The 18,293-nt window shown below is 72.1% G+C and carries 21 protein-coding genes; 9 read left to right on the forward strand and 12 right to left on the reverse strand.

Going from position 1 to position 18,293, the window contains the following annotated elements; genetic code table 11:
* Positions 1 to 39: 39 nt before the first annotated feature.
* The gene (locus tag ACTG9Q_RS23430; RefSeq protein ID WP_455575009.1) at positions 40 to 723 is read right to left on the reverse strand and encodes a hypothetical protein; all 684 of its coding nucleotides are present in this window, start codon (positions 721 to 723) and stop codon (positions 40 to 42) included.
* 62 nt (positions 724 to 785) lie between these two features.
* On the opposite strand from ACTG9Q_RS23430, the gene ACTG9Q_RS23435 reads away from it, so the two are divergent.
* A complete protein-coding gene (locus tag ACTG9Q_RS23435) occupies positions 786 to 2,471 on the forward strand; it encodes a M48 family metalloprotease (RefSeq protein ID WP_455575010.1) in 1,686 nt (561 codons plus the stop codon).
* A 40-nt stretch (positions 2,472 to 2,511) separates the two neighbouring features.
* Here ACTG9Q_RS23435 and ACTG9Q_RS23440 read toward each other — a convergent pair whose 3' ends face one another.
* Together ACTG9Q_RS23440 and ACTG9Q_RS23445 are read right to left on the reverse strand one after the other, a co-directional pair.
* A complete protein-coding gene (locus ACTG9Q_RS23440) occupies positions 2,512 to 3,861 on the reverse strand; it encodes a S8 family peptidase (protein WP_455575011.1) in 1,350 nt (449 codons plus the stop codon).
* A 192-nt stretch (positions 3,862 to 4,053) separates the two neighbouring features.
* Positions 4,054 to 4,491, reverse strand: coding sequence for a helix-turn-helix domain-containing protein (locus tag ACTG9Q_RS23445; protein WP_455575012.1), 438 nt, complete (start codon positions 4,489 to 4,491; stop codon positions 4,054 to 4,056).
* Between the two features lie 164 nt (positions 4,492 to 4,655).
* Here ACTG9Q_RS23445 and ACTG9Q_RS23450 point away from each other — a divergent pair, with 164 nt between their 5' ends.
* Together ACTG9Q_RS23450 and ACTG9Q_RS23455 are read left to right on the forward strand one after the other, a co-directional pair.
* Complete coding sequence (locus ACTG9Q_RS23450) at positions 4,656 to 4,988, forward strand: YciI family protein (RefSeq protein ID WP_455575013.1); 333 nt, start codon at positions 4,656 to 4,658, stop codon at positions 4,986 to 4,988.
* Entirely contained in the window at positions 4,985 to 6,280 is a 1,296-nt protein-coding gene (locus tag ACTG9Q_RS23455) for an RNA polymerase sigma factor (protein ID WP_455575014.1), read from the forward strand. The genes ACTG9Q_RS23450 and ACTG9Q_RS23455 overlap by 4 nt, the downstream gene beginning before the upstream one ends.
* Before the next feature lie 62 nt (positions 6,281 to 6,342).
* Here the strand turns inward: ACTG9Q_RS23455 and ACTG9Q_RS23460 are convergent, their stop codons facing one another.
* From ACTG9Q_RS23460 to ACTG9Q_RS23470, 3 genes are read right to left on the reverse strand one after another with little or no spacing between them, the layout of a single operon-like run.
* Positions 6,343 to 6,783: a cold shock domain-containing protein gene (locus ACTG9Q_RS23460; RefSeq protein WP_455575015.1), complete on the reverse strand. Its 441-nt coding sequence runs from the start codon at positions 6,781 to 6,783 to the stop codon at positions 6,343 to 6,345.
* A gap of 59 nt (positions 6,784 to 6,842) precedes the next feature.
* Positions 6,843 to 7,061: a helix-turn-helix domain-containing protein gene (locus ACTG9Q_RS23465; protein ID WP_455575016.1), complete on the reverse strand. Its 219-nt coding sequence runs from the start codon at positions 7,059 to 7,061 to the stop codon at positions 6,843 to 6,845.
* Positions 7,058 to 7,702 (reverse strand): DUF2975 domain-containing protein, encoded by a 645-nt coding sequence (locus ACTG9Q_RS23470; protein WP_455575017.1) that lies wholly within the window; start codon positions 7,700 to 7,702, stop codon positions 7,058 to 7,060. The genes ACTG9Q_RS23465 and ACTG9Q_RS23470 overlap by 4 nt, the downstream gene beginning before the upstream one ends.
* A 95-nt stretch (positions 7,703 to 7,797) precedes the next feature.
* Here ACTG9Q_RS23470 and ACTG9Q_RS23475 point away from each other — a divergent pair, with 95 nt between their 5' ends.
* The 3 genes from ACTG9Q_RS23475 (at position 7,798) to ACTG9Q_RS23485 (ending at position 10,724) form a co-directional block, all read left to right on the forward strand.
* Entirely contained in the window at positions 7,798 to 8,493 is a 696-nt protein-coding gene (locus tag ACTG9Q_RS23475) for an SDR family NAD(P)-dependent oxidoreductase (RefSeq protein ID WP_455575018.1), read from the forward strand.
* A 37-nt stretch (positions 8,494 to 8,530) separates the two neighbouring features.
* Positions 8,531 to 9,505, forward strand: a complete 975-nt coding sequence (locus ACTG9Q_RS23480) for an aldo/keto reductase (RefSeq protein WP_455575019.1) — start codon at positions 8,531 to 8,533, stop codon at positions 9,503 to 9,505.
* A gap of 100 nt (positions 9,506 to 9,605) precedes the next feature.
* Positions 9,606 to 10,724, forward strand: coding sequence for an FAD-dependent oxidoreductase (locus ACTG9Q_RS23485; protein WP_455575020.1), 1,119 nt, complete (start codon positions 9,606 to 9,608; stop codon positions 10,722 to 10,724).
* On the opposite strand, the gene ligD is transcribed toward ACTG9Q_RS23485, so the two are convergent.
* Positions 10,717 to 11,688, reverse strand: a complete 972-nt coding sequence (gene ligD, locus ACTG9Q_RS23490) for a non-homologous end-joining DNA ligase (protein ID WP_455575021.1) — start codon at positions 11,686 to 11,688, stop codon at positions 10,717 to 10,719. The two genes, ACTG9Q_RS23485 and ligD, sit on opposite strands and share 8 nt — an antisense overlap.
* Before the next feature lie 178 nt (positions 11,689 to 11,866).
* Complete coding sequence (locus tag ACTG9Q_RS23495; RefSeq protein WP_455575022.1) at positions 11,867 to 12,424, reverse strand: YceI family protein; 558 nt, start codon at positions 12,422 to 12,424, stop codon at positions 11,867 to 11,869.
* Between the two features lie 87 nt (positions 12,425 to 12,511).
* Here ACTG9Q_RS23495 and ACTG9Q_RS23500 point away from each other — a divergent pair, with 87 nt between their 5' ends.
* Both ACTG9Q_RS23500 and ACTG9Q_RS23505 read left to right on the forward strand, forming a co-directional pair.
* Positions 12,512 to 12,970: a MarR family winged helix-turn-helix transcriptional regulator gene (locus ACTG9Q_RS23500; protein ID WP_455575023.1), complete on the forward strand. Its 459-nt coding sequence runs from the start codon at positions 12,512 to 12,514 to the stop codon at positions 12,968 to 12,970.
* Positions 12,971 to 13,028: 58 nt separating this feature from the next.
* Positions 13,029 to 13,622: a nitroreductase family protein gene (locus ACTG9Q_RS23505; protein ID WP_455575024.1), complete on the forward strand. Its 594-nt coding sequence runs from the start codon at positions 13,029 to 13,031 to the stop codon at positions 13,620 to 13,622.
* A 58-nt stretch (positions 13,623 to 13,680) separates the two neighbouring features.
* Here the strand turns inward: ACTG9Q_RS23505 and ACTG9Q_RS23510 are convergent, their stop codons facing one another.
* From ACTG9Q_RS23510 to ACTG9Q_RS23525, 4 genes are all read right to left on the reverse strand, one after another.
* A complete protein-coding gene (locus ACTG9Q_RS23510) occupies positions 13,681 to 14,652 on the reverse strand; it encodes a hypothetical protein (RefSeq protein WP_455575025.1) in 972 nt (323 codons plus the stop codon).
* A gap of 78 nt (positions 14,653 to 14,730) precedes the next feature.
* A complete protein-coding gene (locus tag ACTG9Q_RS23515; RefSeq protein WP_455575026.1) occupies positions 14,731 to 15,525 on the reverse strand; it encodes an alpha/beta fold hydrolase in 795 nt (264 codons plus the stop codon).
* Between the two features lie 9 nt (positions 15,526 to 15,534).
* Positions 15,535 to 16,278: an SRPBCC family protein gene (locus tag ACTG9Q_RS23520; protein ID WP_455575027.1), complete on the reverse strand. Its 744-nt coding sequence runs from the start codon at positions 16,276 to 16,278 to the stop codon at positions 15,535 to 15,537.
* A gap of 1 nt (position 16,279) precedes the next feature.
* On the reverse strand, positions 16,280 to 16,858 hold the full coding sequence (locus ACTG9Q_RS23525; RefSeq protein WP_455575028.1) for an ArsR/SmtB family transcription factor: 579 nt from the start codon (positions 16,856 to 16,858) through the stop codon (positions 16,280 to 16,282).
* Positions 16,859 to 17,053: 195 nt separating this feature from the next.
* On the opposite strand from ACTG9Q_RS23525, the gene ACTG9Q_RS23530 reads away from it, so the two are divergent.
* Positions 17,054 to 18,292: a lectin gene (locus tag ACTG9Q_RS23530; protein ID WP_455575029.1), complete on the forward strand. Its 1,239-nt coding sequence runs from the start codon at positions 17,054 to 17,056 to the stop codon at positions 18,290 to 18,292.
* Position 18,293 lies beyond the last annotated feature (1 nt).

An 18,293-nucleotide genomic window follows, 5' to 3' on the forward strand; every position in this document is an offset into this window, starting at 1 on the left:
TCGCCCGGGGCACGGTGTGCGACTGAACCTTGTGGACAGTCAGTTTCGGCGCACGGCAAGGACAACACCGGTGACCGCCAGTACGAAACAAACCACCAGTCCGATGGCCGTGAACAGCGCCCCGGTGTCCGTCATGTCGTCATCGATGCCCAGGCCCAGCGCGAGGCCCGTCCCGGCCGAGGCCACCGCCACGCCCGCCCACGTCCACCGCGCGCGGACCGAGCGCCCCGGGGCGGGCGGGCAGTGGTGCAGCACGGACTCCAGCAGCCGGTCGTAGCCCTCGGTCAGGCCGCTGAACCGGACCCGGCCCCGCCTGCCCCGCACCTTCAGCGCCACCCAGCACTGGCTGCCGAAGTAGTGCGCGATCGGGCTGTGCACGTGCCCGACCTGGACCCTGGCGTGCACGACCGCCGCCCACGGGACCACGACGTCGCGCCGGTCGGTCACGTGCACCAGCCCGCGCTCGCGCACCACGAACCGCTCCCCCGGCAGCAGCGCGCGCTTGGCCAGGTGCCACCCGCCGATGGCGAACGCCGACAGGGCCAGCCCGATGGCCCCGCCCAGGGCCTGCCGCCCGGCCGACGCGGCGTCGCCGACCTCGCCCGCCAGGTTCGCGGCGATGACCAGCGCGAGCACGCCGAGCGCGATGCCCCAGCCGCCGATCGCCGTCCGCCGGTCGGTGTCGACGCGGTGGGTCGCCACGACCTGTCCCAACTCGTCCATCGCGCGGCCTCCCGCTGGGAGAATGGCTGTGCTCACTGGTCTACCACGGCAGGGGGTCGGCGTTGGTCGCTTTCGTCCGCGGACTGGTCGCCGCCGCGCTGCTGGCGGGCTTCTACCTCATGGTGCTCGCCCTGGTCCTGTTCTACGCCGCCCTGGTCCTGGTCGTGCTGGTGAGCGGCCAGGCCGCGTTCCAGCCGATGGTGCTGCTGGCGCTGGTCGGCCTCGGCGTGGTGGTGCTGGTCGTGGTGCGGTCGCTGGCCAGGGTCAGCGACCTGACCCCCGAGCCCGGCGGCGACCCCGTGCCCCGGACGGCGCACCTGTGGGCGCTGGTCGGGGAGCTGGCCGAGCGGGTGGGCACCCGGCCGCCGGACGTGCTGCTCGTGACCGACGACGCCAACGCCGCGGTGATGGAGCGGGTGCGGCTGCTCGGCCTGGTCGGCGGCACGCGCACGCTCGCCGTGGGCAGGCCGCTGCTGGCCTGCCTGACCGTGGGCGAGCTGCGCGCCGTCCTCTGCCACGAGCTGGGCCACTACGCCCGCGGCCACACCCGCCTCACCGCCCTGGCCTACCGCGGCTCGGTCGCCCTGCGCGGCGCCAGGGCCGCCATCGCCGAGGCCGCGCTGGGCGACGCGGTCACCCGGATGTACGCGGGCCTGCCGTTCCGCCTGTTCTCGGCGTACGCCTGGGTCTACGACCGCGCCACCCTGGGGCCGCGCCGCAAGCAGGAACTCGCCGCCGACGCCGCAGCGGCCCGCGTGGCGGGCAAGGAGGTCACCGCCGACGCCCTGCTGGCGAGCGCGCGCACCGCCGCGGCGTGGTCGGACTTCACCGCGCGCTTCCTCGACCGCGCCCCCACCCCGCCGGACGACCCGGTGGCGGCGTTCTCCGCCATGCTCGCCGATCCCGACTACCGCGACCGCCTGGCCGCCGCCGAGTTCGACGGCCCGGAGCCGACCTGGCGCGACTCGCACCCCAGCCTGCGCACCCGGCTGGCGCGCCTGGCCCGGCTGCCCGAGACCCCCGAGGACCCCGACCGACGTCCGGCCACCGACCTGGTCGACGCCCCCAGCCCGCGCCGCGGCGGCGTCCCGTGGCGGGAGTGGGTCGCCGCCGCGGCGGCCCGCCGGGCGGAGGAACTGGCCGCGCCGCTGCTGGCCGCGCTGGGGCCGGAGCCGTCACCGGCCCAGGTGCTCGACCTGCTGGAGTCCGGCGACCGCGACCGCGTCACCACCCGGGTCGCGGTCACCGCGCTCGTCGGCCAGGCGATGGTCCGCGCGGGCGCGGCGGCGTGGAGCGCGCCGTGGATCGATCCGCCGCGGCTCATCGCGGGCGACGACGGGCCCGAGCGGCTGGCCGCGGCACTCGACCAGCCCTCGGAGGTGCCGCGCCTGCGCCTGGCGCTCGCGGCGTCCAATGTAGACATCAACACGCCGATTCCCCTGCCCGCGCGGGAACACCGGCGGGCGTCACTGTTCCCGGAGGCTCCCGTCGGCGCGGGCGCGCTCAAGCCCGTCCTGTGGTTCGTCGGCGTGCTCGCGGTGGTGGCCGTGTTCATCGCCGTCGGGCAGGAGGACGACGACCCGGTGCTCCCGGGCAGTCCCGTGTTCCCCACGCGGACTTACCTGCCCACGTACCCGACAGCGCCGCCGTACCCGACGTACCAGCCGCCCATCTTCAGCGTGCCAAGGTCATTCTTGTTGCCCACCCCGGGAATCACCCTGGCACCGCTGCCGACAAGACCGGGTTGAGGGCCGGGCGGACCCGGCCCCCAACTCGGCTCGGCTCAGTTCAGCAGGGTCCCAAGTCCGCCCAGGCGGTCGAGGTTCCGGGGGCCTGGTTGTAGGAGAAGAACGCCACCAGGATCCAGTTGCGACTGTTGTGGCTGACCTGGGCGCCTGCGAAGTAGAACGACGACGCGCTCCACGCGGGCGCCGTGCAGGGCTCCGGGTCCGGGTCGGGGTCGGGGTCCGGATCGGTGCCCTCGCCGACGAACAGCAGGTTGTTCGGCGATCCGGCGCCAGGGCTGGAGATCACGTTCTTGGTCGCGCCGTTCTTCATCGCGGTCTGCACCTGCGCGGGCGTCGCCCCGGGGTGCCCGGCCAGGTAGACCGCCGCCGCGCCCGCGACGTGCGGGGCGGCCATCGAGGTGCCGCTGATGGTGTTGACCGCGGTGTCGCTGGTGTTCCACGGCGCGGTGATGTTCTGACCCGGCGCGAAGATGTCGGTGCAGCTGCCGAAGTTGGAGAACGACGCGCGGCCGTCGGTGTTCGTGCTGGCGTTCACCGTGATCGCCTCGGCCGTGCGCGCCGGGGTGAAGTTGCAGGCGTCGGCGTTGGAGTTGCCGGAGGCCAGGGCGTAGACGACACCGGAGGCGACGGAGTTGCGCACCGCGCTCTCCAGGGTGGCGTTGGTGCCGGTGGCGCCGAGGCTCATGTTCGCGACCGCGGGCTTGACCGCGTTGGCGGTCACCCAGTCCACACCCGCCGCGACCCCGGCGAGGGTGCCGGAACCCTGGCAGTTGAGCACCTTCACCGCGACCAGGCTGACGTCCTTGGCCACGCCGTGCGCCGTGCCGCCGACCGTGCCCGCGACGTGCGTGCCGTGGCCGTTACAGTCGGTGTTGTTGGTGTCGACGGTGTTCGTGCCCCACCGGGCCTGTCCGCCGAAGTCGGTGTGCGTGGTGCGGATGCCGGTGTCGATGATGTACGCGGTCACGCCCGCGCCGCCGTTGGGGTAGGTGTAGCTGCTGTCCAGCGGCAGGGCGCGCTGGTCGATGCGGTCCAGGCCCCAGGACGGCGGATTCGGCTGCGTGCCGGTGATCCGCACGATCCGGTCCTGCTCCACGTAGGCCACGCGCGGGTCCGCGGCGGCGCGGCGGGCGTCGGCCTCGGACATCCGCGCGGCGAACCCGGTGAGCGCGCGGGAGTAGGTGTGCGTCACGCGGGCCCGGTGCCGCTCGACCACGGTTTGCTTGCCCTCAGCGCTTTTGAGCATCACCAGGTAGCTGCCGGGGACGGCGTCGGCCGAGTCCGCGCCCAGGATCTGGCCCTGGGCGACGGCGGTTGATGGCATGGCCGCCAGTCCCAGCACAGCGGTGAACAGCGCGGCCGCCAAGCCGCGCAAGGGTGAACGGATCATTGAAGGGGCCTCCTTCACAGGCAGGGGACGCACCGGTACCCGCCCTCACCAGGGCACCGGAACGCGGAACGAGGTAATCGCAGTCAAGTGGAAGCGAGGCGGCTTCACTAGTGGTTGACGGAAAAGTCCGTCCAATCGGACCAGCAGGACAATTTCCGCCGAACACCCTCGCAGGGTGCTCGCGAGGCGGGCTCAGTCCTCGGTCTTGGGCAGCAGGATTGCCTGTTTGTAGGCCAGGCCGCCGGTGGGGTCGACCATCGCGCGCAGCAGTTCGACGACGGCCTGGCGCTGCACCTCGGTGACCATCTCGAGCAGTTCGCCCACCTCGGCGGTGGAGGCGACCGGGCGGCCCGCGCGCGAGGGGTCGTACGCGGTCGGGTCGAGCCCGGCCATCTCCAGCACCTGGCGCGGATCGAGGTCCAGCGCGCGGGCGACCAGGCTCAGCGAGACCGGTTTGGGCCGCAGCGGCCTGCCGTCCGGGCGCTCGCCCGCCTCCAACTGCTGCCACAGCGCGCGCGAGACCCCCGCCCGCTTGGCCGCCTTCGCCTGGGAGAGGCCCGCGGCGTTGCGGGCCCGTCGGAGTGCGGGGCCCAACGGCCAGGTCGTGTCGACGTTGTCATCCCCGTCCATGCCGTAAATGATCTCGCAGTGCGGGGGCTCGGCAGGCCATGAAACGCTATTGCTCGGTTGTTGCCGATTGTGTTGGCGAAGTTAGACCGGGATGCCCGTCTCGGAGTTGCCGGGCACGGGTTCGACGGGTAGGAGTAGCGCAGAACCGCTCTGGAGGGAACCCCATGCCGCAGTACGCCGTCCTGCTCTACAGCCCGACCCCTGGTGATGTCGCGGACATGCCGGAGGAGGAGATGGCCGCGCACGGCGAGTTCGGCGACCGGATCACCGAGCTGGGCGGCCAGGTTGTCTCAGCGCAGGCGCTGCAGGCCAGCACCACCGCCGTGGCCGTGCGGGGCGGCATCATCACCGACGGCCCGTTCGCCGAGGCGAAAGAGGTGCTGGCGGGCTTCTTCGTGCTGGAGGCCCGCGACCGCGAGCACGCCGTGGAGATCGCCAGGCACTGCCCGGCGACCTGGCGCGGCGGGGTCGAGGTACGACCGCTGATCGGGGAGTGACACCGGCCGAGCGGGCCCAGACCGAGCGGGCCCAGACCGAGCAAGCACTGGCCGACCGGAGACTGGCCGAGCGGGCACTGGCCGACGCGCACCGCCGCGAGTGGGCGCTGGTGCTGGCCGCCACCGCCCGGGTCACCAGGAACCTCGACCTGGCCGAGGAGTGCGTGCAGGACGCCTACCTCTCCGCGCTGGCGGCGTGGACGCGCGACGGCGTGCCCGCCAACCCCGCCGCCTGGCTGACCACGGCGGCCAAGCGCAAGGCCCTCGACGCGATCCGTCGCGACCAGACCCTGCGCACCAAGCTCCCGCTGCTGCTGGAGCCCGACGAGTCCGACGACGCCGACCAGGACTCCACCGACGACGGCACCATCGCCGACGACCGCCTGCGGCTGGTCTTCACCTGCTGCCACCCGGTGCTGGCCCAGGAGGCCCAGGTCGCGCTGACCCTGCGCCTGGTGTGCGGGGTGAGCACCGCCGACGTCGCCGCGGCGCTGCTGGTGCAGGAGGCCACCATGGCCGCCCGGCTGACCAGGGCGAAGAAGCGCATCGCCACGGCGGGCGTGCGCTACGAGGTGCCCGCGGCGGCCGAGCTGCCCGACCGGCTGGACTCGGTGCTCACCGTGGTGCACGTGCTCTACACCACCGGGCACACCGCGCCGTCCGGGCAGGCGCTGGTGCGCGCGGACCTGGTGGAGCGGTCGCTGGACCTGGCCAGGATGCTGCGCGCGCTCATGCCCGACGAGACCGAGGTCGCCGGGCTGCTGGCGCTGCTGCTGGTGACCGACGCCCGCCGCGCCACCCGGACCGGCGCCGACGGCGCGCTGGCCCGCCTCGCCGAGCAGGACCGCGGCGCGTGGGACCGGGCCGCCATCGAGGAGGGCGACCGGCTGATCGTCTGGGCGCTGCGGCGCGGGGCGCCGGGGCGGTTCACCCTGCAGGCCGCGATCGCCGCCCTGCACGCCGCCGCGCCGAGCATCGACGAGACCGACTGGGCGCAGATCCGCACGCTGTACGACGAGCTGCTGCGCGTCTGGCCCTCGCCCGTGGTCGCCCTGAACCGGGCGGTCGCCACGGACCGGGTGTCCGGTCCCGCGGCGGCGCTGGCGGAGATCGAGTCGCTGGAGCGCTCGGGCGAGCTGACCGGCTACCGCTACCTGCCCGCGGTGAAGGCCGACCTGCTGCGCAGGCTCGACCGCGCGGCGGAGGCCGCCTCGGCCTACGAGGCCGCGCTGGCCCTGACCGACAACGCCGCCGAACGCGACTTCCTGCGCGCGCGGCTCGCCGAGCTATAAGGCTCGGGCTTGGGAACTCGTCGGCCTCAGCGAGCCACAAGACTCGCGGGCCTCGGCGAGCTTCAGGACTCGCGGGCCTCGGCGTCGAGCCAGCCGTGGGCGCGGGCGATCCCGACGACGGTCTGGCGCACCCGCAGCACCTGCTCGGCGGTCAGCGTCGGGACCCCGGCCAGCAGGGCCTCGGTCACCTCGTCGCGGAACTCCCGCACGGAGAGCAGGTCGGCGAAGTCGCCGTCGTCGGCGAACGCCGGGTCGCCCCCGTAGTCGTTGACCGGCGCGGCCGCCCGCGTCGGGCCGGACACGAGGCTGACGTCGGAGGCCTTCAGGCCCCGCTCGCCCTCCTCGATGACGAACTCGACCATCGCGCCGGGCACCAGCTTGCGCTTGTCGAAGTCGATGTCGTTGACGTGCAGGAACACGTCCTCGCCACCGGTCTCGGGCAGCACGAAACCGTACCCTCGGACGTCGTCGAACCGAATGACCTTGCCCCGGACCACAGCCACACCCCACACCCATCAGCCAGACAAAGCCCGCCCATAGTAGCCCCGGCACGCGGGGGCGATCACGCGCGGTGGCGCAGCAGGTCGCCCGGCTGGCACTCCAGCACCGCGCACAGCCTGCTGAGCGTGGTGAACCGGATCGCCCGCGCCCGCCCGTTCTTCAGCACCGACAGGTTGACCAGCGACACGCCCACCCGGGCGGACAGCTCGGTCAGCGTCATGCCGCGGGCGCGCAGCACCTCGTCCAGGACCACCTCGATGGTGTGGTCGTCGTCGGTCACACCGTGCCTTCCAGGTCTTCGCGCATCACCGTGCTCAGGTGCAGGACGCGTGCCACGGAGACGAGGACCGCCCCGAGCACGACCGCGATGATGGACGGTTCCCAGTAGTCCAGCCACCGGGTGCCCGACCACTCGGTGGTGACCATCGAGCCCGCGAGCAGGCTCGCCGAGACGGCTTGGACCACGCTCACCACGACGTTGCCCACCATGACGAACCAGCCCAGGCGCCGCAACCGCGTGACGGCGCGCCCGGTGAACAGGCCGTCCCGGTCGACCAGCCGGAACAGGCCCACCGCGAGCAGCAGGGTGCCGACGAGCAGCAGGAACGCCGGGAACTGGGCGGCCACCCCGAGGACGCGCTGCGCGCCGGTCGGGGTCCGGGCGCACAGCCGCAGATCGCCGGTGGCCACCTGGACGCCGCCGGCGAGGACCGCGGGGTCGACCGGCGCCACCTCGCTCGACACCGGGACGCGCCCGCCCGCCACCTCGGCGCAGACGTGCTCGGAGTTGCTCAGCCCCCAGAGGGACCCGGTGCCGGTGGACATGCCGATCAGGGCGATCAGGGTGAACACCGCGACGAACGCGGCGAGCATGGACACCAGCGTCTTGGCCGGTTCGATCGGATCACGGGTCGCGGACATACCCATAATGATAAACGATAAACCTCGTCGCGATCTTGAAATCTTGACCATGGGCGTGGACTAATGGACTGAGTCGATTCCGAAGGGGGCCACCCGTGAGCAGCGCCCGCACCGCGCTCGTGACCGGCGCGAACCGGGGTATCGGCTTCGAGGTGGCCCGCAGGCTCGCCGAGACCGGTCTGTCCGTCCTGCTCGGCTCCCGCGAGCTGCCCAAGGGGGAACTGGCGGCGACGGCACTGTCCCGCGGCGGGCACGACGTCCGCGCGGTCGAGCTGGACGTCACCAGCCCCGGCAGCGTCCTCGAACTGACGAGGTCGCTGGCCGCGGCGGGCACGAACGTCGACGTCCTGGTCAACAACGCGGGGGTGTACCCGACCCAGCCGCTGTTCGCGATCCCGGACGCGGTGTTCGAGGAGGCCCTGCAGGTGACCCTGCTCGGCGCGTACCGGCTGTGCCGGGAGCTGGTGCCGGGGATGGTCGAGCGCGGGTGGGGGCGCGTCGTCAACGTCTCCTCCGCGGCCGGGTCCCTCACCGACAACGTGCCCTCACCGCCCGCGTACGGCATCGCCAAGGCGGCGCTCAACGCCCTGACGATCACGCTGGCCGACGCGGTGCCCGCGACGGTGAAGGTCAACGCCGTGTGCCCGGGCTGGGTGCGCACGGACATGGGCGGCCCCGCCGCGCCGCTCTCGCCCGCCCAAGGCGCCGACACCGTCGTCTGGGCGGCCCTGCTCCCGCCGAGCGGGCCGACCGGCGGCTTCTTCCGCGATCGCAAGTCCATTCCGTGGTGAGGCGGGGACCAAGGCAGGGCGTCTAGGCTTCTGAATCGTGGAGACCAGGAACATTCCCCGCCTCGGGCGGACCACCAGCGTCATCGGGCTCGGCTGCTGGCAACTCGGCGCCGACTGGGGGCAGGTGGAGGAGTCCGACGCCATCGCCGTCCTGCACGCCGCCGCCGACTCCGGCGTCACCTTCTTCGACACCGCCGACGTCTACGGCGACGGCCGCAGCGAATCCCTCATCGGTCGCTTCCTGACCGAGCGCTCGGTCACCGTCGCGACGAAGATGGGCCGCCGGGTCGAGCAGGTCCAGGAGAACTACACCGCGGCCAACTTCGCGGCGTGGACGGACCGCTCGCGGCGCAACCTCGGCGTCGACACCCTCGACCTGGTGCAGCTGCACTGCCCGCCGACGCCGGTGTACTCCGACGACGCGGTCTTCGACGCGCTGGACGCGCTGGTGGAGTCGGGCGCGATCGCCGCGTACGGGGTGAGCGTGGAGACCTGCGAGCAGGCGCTCACCGCGATCGCCCGGCCAGGCGTGGCCACGGTGCAGATCATCATGAACTGCCTGCGCCTCAAGCCGCTGGAGCGGGTGCTGCCCGCGGCGGCCGCGGCGGGCGTCGGCGTCATCGTCCGGGTGCCGCTGGCCTCGGGGCTGCTGTCGGGGCGCTACTCGGCGAGCACGACCTTCGCCGCCGACGACCACCGCAACTACAACCGCCACGGCGAGGCGTTCGACGTCGGCGAGACGTTCTCGGGCGTGCCGTACGAGGTGGGGCTCGACGCCGTCGCCCGGCTCGGGGACGCGGTGCCCGCCGGGTGGACGATGGCCCAGTTCGCACTGCGCTGGATCGCTGACCAGCCCGGGGTGAGCGTGGTGATCCCCGGCGCCCGCAACCAGGAGCAGGCCCACGCCAACAGCTCGGTCGGCGACCTCGCGCCCTTGAGCCCCGAAGCCCACGAGACGGTCACCGCCGTGTACGACGAGCTGATCCGTCCCCTGATCCACGACCGCTGGTGATCAAGACCAGGTAGCGGTGCCCACCGTCTTCGGCCGGTGCGCACCTCTGTGCCAGAATTTGGTCAAATGCCCAATACATTTGACCAAGTGGAGGTGTGCCATGCGGGCCCTGGTCTGCGGTGCTGGGATCGCCGGGTTGACGGTGGCGTGGTGGCTGCGCCGGGCCGGGTGGTCGGTCACGGTGCTCGAGCGCTCCCCCGGGCCGCGCCCGGACGGGTACATGATGGATTTCTTCGGCTCCGGCTACGACATCGCCGAGCGGATGGGCCTGATCGGGCGGGTCGAGGCGGCCGACGCGGGGATCACCGCCCTCCGCTACACCACCCCGGGCGGCGCGCCGCGCGGCGGCGTCTCCGCCGCGGCCATGCGCCGGGCCCTCGGCGGGCGCCTGGTGAGCCTCATGCGCGGCGACCTCGACGGCATCCTGCGCGACGCCGTCGGCCTCGACATCCGCTACGGCACCTCACTGGCCGCCCCTGACCGCCTCACCGACGGCACCCCGGTCGAGGCCGACCTGCTCGTCGGCGCCGACGGCGTCCACTCCCGGGTGCGCGAACTCATCTTCGGCCCCGAGCGCGACTTCCTGCGCCCGCTCGGCTTCCACACCGCGTCCTACCTGCTGGCCGACCCGACCCTGGCCGCGGAGGTCGGCGACCGCTTCCAGGTCATCGCCGAGCCCAACCGCCAGGTCGGCCTCTACCCGACCGCCACCGGCCTGGCCACGATGTTCCTCCACGCCACCACGGCGCCACTGCCGCGCGATCCCCGCGCCACCCTGCGCGAGACCTTCGCCTACCTGGGCGACACCGTCGCCAAAGCCCTGGCGCACTGCCCGGAAGACCCCTACTACGACCAGGTCGCCCAGACCGTCGTGCCCGCCTGGCACCGCGGGAACGCCGTCCTCATCGGCGACGCCGCCCACGCCGTGTCCCTGATGGCGGGCCAGGGCGCGTCGGTCGCGATGGCCGCGGCATGGGTCCTCGCCGACGAACTCGGGAAGGCCGACATCCCCACCGCGCTGCCCGCCTACGAAGCCAGGATGCGCCCCTTCACCGAGGCCAAGCAGCGCTCCGGGCGCCGGGCCGCCCGCTGGATGCTCCCCGACCGCCAGTGGAAGATCAGTCTCCGCAACCGCTTGCTCGGCGTCGCCGACCTGCCCGGCGGGCCCGCCGTCGTCCGCACCGCCATGGCGGGCACCGCGGCGAGCATCGTCAGCTGACCCCGGGGTCGCTGACCCCGGGGTCGGGCGCGCCGTCGCGCTCGTCGCGGTCGGCCCACTCCAGGAGCCGGTCGAGGGAGAACGCCGTGTCGTCGATGGCGGCGTGCAGGTCGCCGAGCGCGGCGAAGCGGGCGGGCACCGTGGCGATGGTGAACTCGCGCGGGTCGACGTCGGGGACCTCGTCCCAGGTGATCGGGGTGGACACCGTGGCGCCGGGGACGCCGCGCACCGAGTACGCGCTGGCGATGGTGTGGTCGCGGGCGTTCTGGTTGTAGTCGACGAACAGGCGGCGCGGGTCGCGGTCCTTGCGCCACCACGTGGTGGTGACGTCCTCGGGCGCGCGCCGCTCCACCTCCCGGGCGAAGGCCAGGGCGGCCCTGCGGACGTCGGCGAAGCCCCAGGACGGGGTGATGCGGACGTAGACGTGCAGGCCGCGTCCGCCGGAGGTCTTCGGGTAGCCGGTGATGCCCAGCTCGGCCAGCAGCTCGCGCACCACACCCGCCACCCGCCGGACGGTGGCGAAGTCGCAGTCGGGCATCGGGTCGAGGTCGACGCGCCACTCGTCGGGGCACTCGGTGTCGGCGCGCCGGGAGTTCCAGGGGTGGAACTCGACGGTGGACATCTGGACCGCCCAGATGACGTCGGCGGCCTTGGTGACGCACAGCTCGTCGGCGTGGCGGTTGTAGCGGGGGAAGTGCAGCCGGACGGTCTCCAGCCACGGCGGGGCGCCGTGGGGGACGCGCTTCTGGTGCACCTTCTCCCCGCCGACGCCCTCGGGGAACCGGTGCAGCATGCACGGGCGCTCCCGCAGCGCGCGGACGATGCCGTCGCCGACCGCGAGGTAGTAGTTGACCAGGTCGAGCTTGGTGGCCCCGGTGGCGGGGAAGTAGACCCGGTCGGGGTTGGAGACCCGCACTGTGTGCGGGCCTACCTCAACCTCGACCGCAGGGCTCTTGGCCGCCATGGGGCCAACCTAGTGCCTCGACCCAGAACCTTCACCACGTCTCGACATGCCCACGACGCGCCTGGCCGCGTCGCCGGAACGCCCACGTATGCCCGATACGAGGACGTCCCGGCGCCTTGCCAACCACGCCGTGGACACGCCGATACACGGCCAAGGCTCTGGGTCGAGGCACTAGCCCTCAGGCGCTCTTGATCGCCGAGATCTCGAACTCCAGGGTGACCTTCTCGCTGACGAGCACGCCACCGGCCTCCAGCGCCACGTTCCAGCTCACGCCGTAGTCCTTGCGGTTGATGGTGAGCGCGCCCTCGAACCCGACGCGCTCGTTGCCGAACGGGTCGGTCGCGCTGCCCTGGAACTCGAGCGGGAAGGTGATCTCCCTGGTCACGCCCTTGATCGTCAGGTCGCCGGTGACCTGGAAGTCCGCGCCGCCGTCGTGGGCGATGGCGGTGGAGGCGAAGGTGATGGCCGGGTGGTTGGCGACGTCGAGGAAGTCGTTGGCGCGCAGGTGCTCGTCGCGCTGGCCGTTGCGGGTGTCGATGCTGGCGACCTGGATCGTCAGGGCGACGGTGGACTTCTCGGGAGCGGCGCCGTCGAGGACGGCGGTGCCCTCGAACTCGTTGAACCCGCCGCGGACCTTGGTCACCATCGCGTGCCGGGCGACGAAGCCGACGCGGCTGTGCGCGGGGTCGATGGCGTAGGCGCCGGTCAGGGTCGTGAAGTCGATGGTCGTGGTCATGGTGGTCGCCCTCCGAGTTGTTGACTGCTCAACTTGATACTGGCGGAACATGGATGATGTGTCAACTATTCCCGGTACACTCCTGGCATGACACGGTGGCTGGACGAGGACGAGCAGCGGGCCTGGCGCGGGTACCTGCACATGCAGGCCCGGCTGGCGGCCCGACTCAACCGGCAGCTGCAGGACGACTCCGGGCTCTCCCTCGCCGACTTCGCCGTGCTGGTGGAGTTGAGCGAGGTCACCGGCGGGCGGACCCGGGTGCTCGCGCTGGCCGAGAAGCTGCAGTGGGAGAAGAGCAGGCTCTCCCACCAGCTCAACCGGATGCGCGGGCGCGGCCTCGTCGACCGCCAGGAGTGCCCCAACGACCGGCGCGGCGCGTTCGTCGCGCTCACCGACGAGGGCCGCGCGACCATCGACGCGGCCGCGCCCCACCACGTCGAGACCGTCCGCCAGTTCCTGTTCGATGTGCTCACACCTGAGCTGGTGGCCGCCCTTGCCGACATCTCCGAGCGTGTCGCCGCCCGGCTTGCTGAAGACGAGGGCTGATACGAGACAGAGCACGATCGCGAATGCGTGCCCTGAAGCGCGCTGCCAGCATTCACGGGTGACCACCGACCTCGCGCTCACCCCGGACGCGCTGCTCACCACGACCCGGACTGTGCGCAAGCGGCTCGACCTGACCCGCGAGGTCCCGCTGACCGAGATCGAGGACTGCATCGACCTGGCGGGCCAGGCGCCCTGCGGGTCCGGTCGCACCACGGCCCACTGGATGGTCATCACCGACCCGGCGACCAAGGCGGCCATCGGCGGCTACTACCGCGCCGCCTTCCACGCCAAGCCCGCGGCCCGCTCCCGCACCTTCGACAGCGCGGCCTACCTGGCCGAGAACCTGGCCAGGGTGCCGGTGCTCGTACTGGCCTGTGTGGACACCGGCGGCCCGCTGCCCCGGGACAACCAGGCGTCGCTGTGGGGCACGCTGCTTCCCGCGGTCTGGAGCTACATGCTGGCCGCGCGCAGCCGGGGCATCGGCACCGCGTGGACCACCGCGCACCTGGCCTACGAGCGCGAGATCGCCGACCTGCTCGGCCTGCCCTCCGGCGTGCACCAAGGCGCGCTCGTGCCCACCGCGTACTACGTCGGCGGGTCCTTCCGCCCCGCCGCGCGCCCGCCGCTGGCCGTGCACCGCAACCGCTGGTAGAACCCGGTTCTGACACAGCGGTGGCCCCGGACGCGTCCGGGGCCACCGCTGTGCTGTCTCAGCCCGCCCAGGGGGCCACCGGGTACCACGGGATGATCTCCCGCCGGGCCAGCATCCTGATGTCCCAGTACATGAAGGTGAACACGCCCGCGATGATCAGCGCCGACGCGGTGAGCACCGCGAGGCGGCGCGGGTCGGCGGCCAGCCAGCGCTGGAGCTTGCCGCCCGTGCCGTAGGCGAGGATCAGGAAGATCACCGCCATGATCACCACGTTGCCCAGCGACTGCAGGGTGAACGCCGCCGCGCCGTAGAGCGGGTCGTGGGCCTCGGCGGCGTCCCGGAACATCTGGCGGAACAGGGAGAACGGCCGCCCGATGAGGAAGCCGCCGATGAGCACGCCCATGAACACCATGGGCGCGTTGGGGAAGCGGCTCGCGATCCCGGCGAAGGGGTCGCGGACCTTGCCCGCGGCGGCCAGCCCGATGTAGATCATGATCAGGCCGATCACCCCGAAGACGACCATCGACTGCACGCCGCGCGCGGACAGCTCGCCCGGCACCGACGGCGCGGTGTCGAACTGCGGCATGCTGGTGCCGACCAGCCCCACCAGCACGCCGTACGGCGCGGAGATCCCGACCATGCCGACGGCCAGCCAGCCGACCGGGCGCAGGGTCGCGACGAAGCGCGACCACCGGGTGCTGGAGTCGCCCAGCATCGGCGCCACCGCCCCGAACGCGGCGATGTTGCACGCGGTGAACGTCCCCGCGATGCCGGTGACGAACGCGAAGGCGATGCCCGAGCCGATGCCCGCGATGGGCGTTTCGGCGGCGTTGTGGCCGAGCAGGCCGTCGGCGATCGTGGCGCCGATGGTGTGGTCGACGAACCTCGCCGACCACACCACCGTCAAGAGGAAGCCCACCAGGGCGCTCAGCCCGATGACCAGGCCGGGGCGTCGGGGGAAGATGCCGGAGACGAAGGACGAGGTCGCCTTCGACTCCACTGTGGACTGATCGGATACCGCTGTTGCCATCCAGCTCTCTCCTTCTCGCAGGGTGTCCCTGAGCGGAGGATTCCGGTATCGGATTGCCGCGGACAACCGCCATTGTGCCTAACTGAGAAAGAATTCCGTTACCACGGGTGAGATTACCCGCGCTTTGACCATGTGGGTCTGTCCCGGCAGCGTGCGGTACTCGGCCGAGGGCAGCACCTCGGCGAGAGTGCGCATGGCCGTGCGCAGATAGGCGGGGCTCTTGCCGCCGTCCATGGCCAGCGTGGGCGCCTTGACCTCCGACCAGCGCTCGGCGGGCAGGGGGCGCCCGGCACCGGTGTCGCCGAGAACCCGGTAGTCGTAACGGATCGTGGGCGCGACGGCCTTGAGCTTCGACCACACCGGGGTGACCCGCATCACGGCGGTGACGACGGCGGGGGTGCCGACCATCCGCATGAAGGAGGCGACGGCCTTGCCGCGCTCGTCCTCGGCGATGAGCGCGTCCATGTGCCCGACGAGGTCGGCGGGCCGGGCGGGGTGGCTGTCGTCGACGATGAAGGGGCACTCGTACACCGCGAGGCGGGTGATGGAGTCCAGGCGGTGCGCGGCGTCGAGGGCGAGCACGGCGCCGGAGGACAGGCCGAGGACGGCCGCGTGGCCGCCCGCGGCGTCGATGACCGCGGCCAAGTCCTCGATCTCGCGGTCCACGGCGTACGGGGCGGTGTCGCCGCTGTCGCCCCGGCCGCGCCGGTCGTAGGTGTGGACGGTGAAGTGGGGCGCGAACGCCGCGGCCAGGTCGGCCGACGGGCCGAAGCGGCGGTGGCACAGCGCGCCGTCGACCAGCACCAGGGTGGGGCCGGAACCGGTGGTCTCGTAGGCGATGCGGGTGCCGTCGGCGGAGGTGGCGAAAGGCATGGCTTGTCCTTACACGAAGTTGCGGGTGAGCCAGCCGTCCCAGGCGCGCTCGGCGTCGGCCACGTCGGCGGCCGGGTCGAACAGCAGGTGACTGACCATGATGGACTGCCGGAAGCCGCGCATGAAGCGGTACATCGCGTTGTCGGTGCGCACTCCGACGGTCTGGTCGTTGGCGTGGAAGACGACCCCGTCGACGCTGCCGATCCCCGGTTCCGCGAACCGCACGCGGTCGCCCTCGGCGGGATCGGCCACGCCCAGCAGGGCGTGCAGCCGGTCCCGGGTCTCGTCCCATGTGGACACAGCGGGTCCCCAGACGGTGAACGGGCTCGCCGTGCGGGGGACGAAGTGGGTGAGGTAGGTGGTGAGGGTGGCGAGGTAGAGCGCGCCGCCTTGCAGCATGGCCTCGTACTCGTCGGCCCAGTCGTCACCGGGCAGGAAGCCGCTGGTGACCACGCGCACGACCGTGCTGGAGCGCTCGCGGCCCTCGACCAGGAACTCGAAGGCGAGGAACCGCCCGTCCGGCAGGGGCCCGTCCCGGTGGGCCAAGCGCCGGTTCGGCTCCCACCCGGTGATCTCCGCCTCCGGCGCGTACTCCCCCAGCGCGGTGCGGACGACCCCGCCCTCGCCCGGCTCCACCTCGGTGCGGCCGAGGTACCAGGACTGCACGCCCGGCCCGGTCGCGATGGCGTCCCAGACCTCCTCGACCGAGGCGGGCACCTCGAAGTCGGTGTCCTGGCTGAAGTGCCTGCCCATCTCAGTCCTCCGTCCCGGCGTCGGGGTGCACGGCCACGACGATCCGGTGGGCGCGGCCGGAATCGGCGTGGTACTTGGCGACCAAGCCGGTGACGGCCTCGCCCAGCTCGGCGGCGAACGCGGCGCGGTCGGCGGCGGTGGCGAAGCGGATCTCCCCGTCGATGGCGAAGGTGGCCAGCTTCTTGTCGGTCGCGGCGGACTTCGTCAGCAGCGAGCCGACATCGCGCACCAGGCGGGCGGCCACGGCGAGCAGCCAGCGCGCGGAGAGCCGGTCGGGCGACCTGCGCGGGTCGGGGGCGAGTTCGGGGGACACGGCCGGGGAGATGACGTAGGAGCCCGCGCTCGCCTGCACCATCCGTTCTGTGACATTGCCCTTGCGGCGTTCCTCCACAAGCGTCACCAGCCCGTGCTTCTCCAGCGTGCGCAGGTGGTAGTTGACCTTCTGCCGGGGGATGCCGAGGCGTCCGGCGAGCATCGTCGCCGACCCGGGCTCGGTCAGCGCGGCCAACAGCGTGGCCCGCACCGGGTCGAGCCACACCTCGGCGGCGGCCCGGTCCTCGATCACTGTCACGTCCAACATGCGGCACACGCTCTCACCGACAATTTATTTTGTCAAGGATGACTCCAACTGTCTTGATGATTCTGTTTGTCGGTGGACTCGACAGCCAGGGTGAGACCGTCACCGGAACCGGTTCCGGGCACCTCTTGCCTAGATCCGCCCTCACCCTGCATATTTGTTGCCACCCTGTACAAACTTCATCCCGAGGTGACGACGATGTCCCACGCGGAACCCCGACGGCGGCGATTCGCCCTGGTCACGGCCGTCCTGGCCATGACAGCACTGATCCCCACCGTCCCCCAGACGGCCGCGGCGCAAGCCCCGATGGCCGTCATCTGGGCCGATGAGTTCAACGGACCCGCGGGTGCGGGCGTCGACCCGGCCAAGTGGCGCCACGAGGTCGGCGACAACGTCAACAACCACGAGCGGCAGTTCTACACCGGCAACACCCGCAACGCCTCGCTCGACGGCGCGGGGAACCTGGTCATCACCGCCCGCCGCGAGAACCCCGCCAACCACCAGTGCTGGTACGGCACCTGCCAGTACACCTCGGCCCGGCTCAACACCGCGGGCACCTTCACCCAGACCTACGGCCGCTTCGAAGCCCGGATCAAGGTCCCACGTGGACAGGGCATGTGGCCCGCGTTCTGGATGCTGGGCAACGACATCGGCAGCATCGGCTGGCCCGCCAGCGGCGAGATCGACATCATGGAGAACGTCGGGTTCGAGCCCAGCACCGTCCACGGCACCCTGCACGGCCCCGGTTACTCCGGCGCGGGCGGCGTGGGCGCCGGGTACACGCTGCCGGGCGGACAGCGCTTCGCCGACGCCTTCCACGTCTTCGCCGTGGACTGGGCGCCCAACCGCATCACCTGGTCGGTGGACGGCATCGTCTACAGCACCAAGACGCCCTCGGACCTCGGCGGCAACCGGTGGGTGTTCGACCACCCGTTCTTCATGATCCTCAACCTCGCGGTCGGCGGCTACTGGCCCGGCGACCCCGATGGCAGCACCGTGTTCCCGCAGTCGATGGTCGTCGACTACGTCAGGGTGAGCTCCCCGACCTCCGGTGAGCGCACGGGCCAGATCAGCGGGCTGGCAGGCAAATGCGTCGACGTGGCCGGGGCCAACGCCGCGAACGGCACCCCGGTGCAGCTCTGGGACTGCAACGGCACCAACGCGCAGCGGTGGACGATCGCGGGCGACGGCAGCATCCGCGCGCTGGGCAAGTGTCTCGACGTGACCTCGGGGTCCACCGCGAACGGGGCCAAGATCCAGCTCTGGGACTGCAACGGGACGGGCGCGCAGCGCTGGGCGATCAGCGGCGCGCGCGACATCGTCAACATCGCCGCGAACAAGTGCCTCGACGTCACCGACAGCAGCTCGGCGAACGGCGCGCGCCTGCAGATCTGGACCTGTTCGGGCGCGGCGAACCAGAAATGGACCGCCCCGTAAG

The sequence above is a fragment of the Actinokineospora lacus genome (assembly GCF_053813445.1).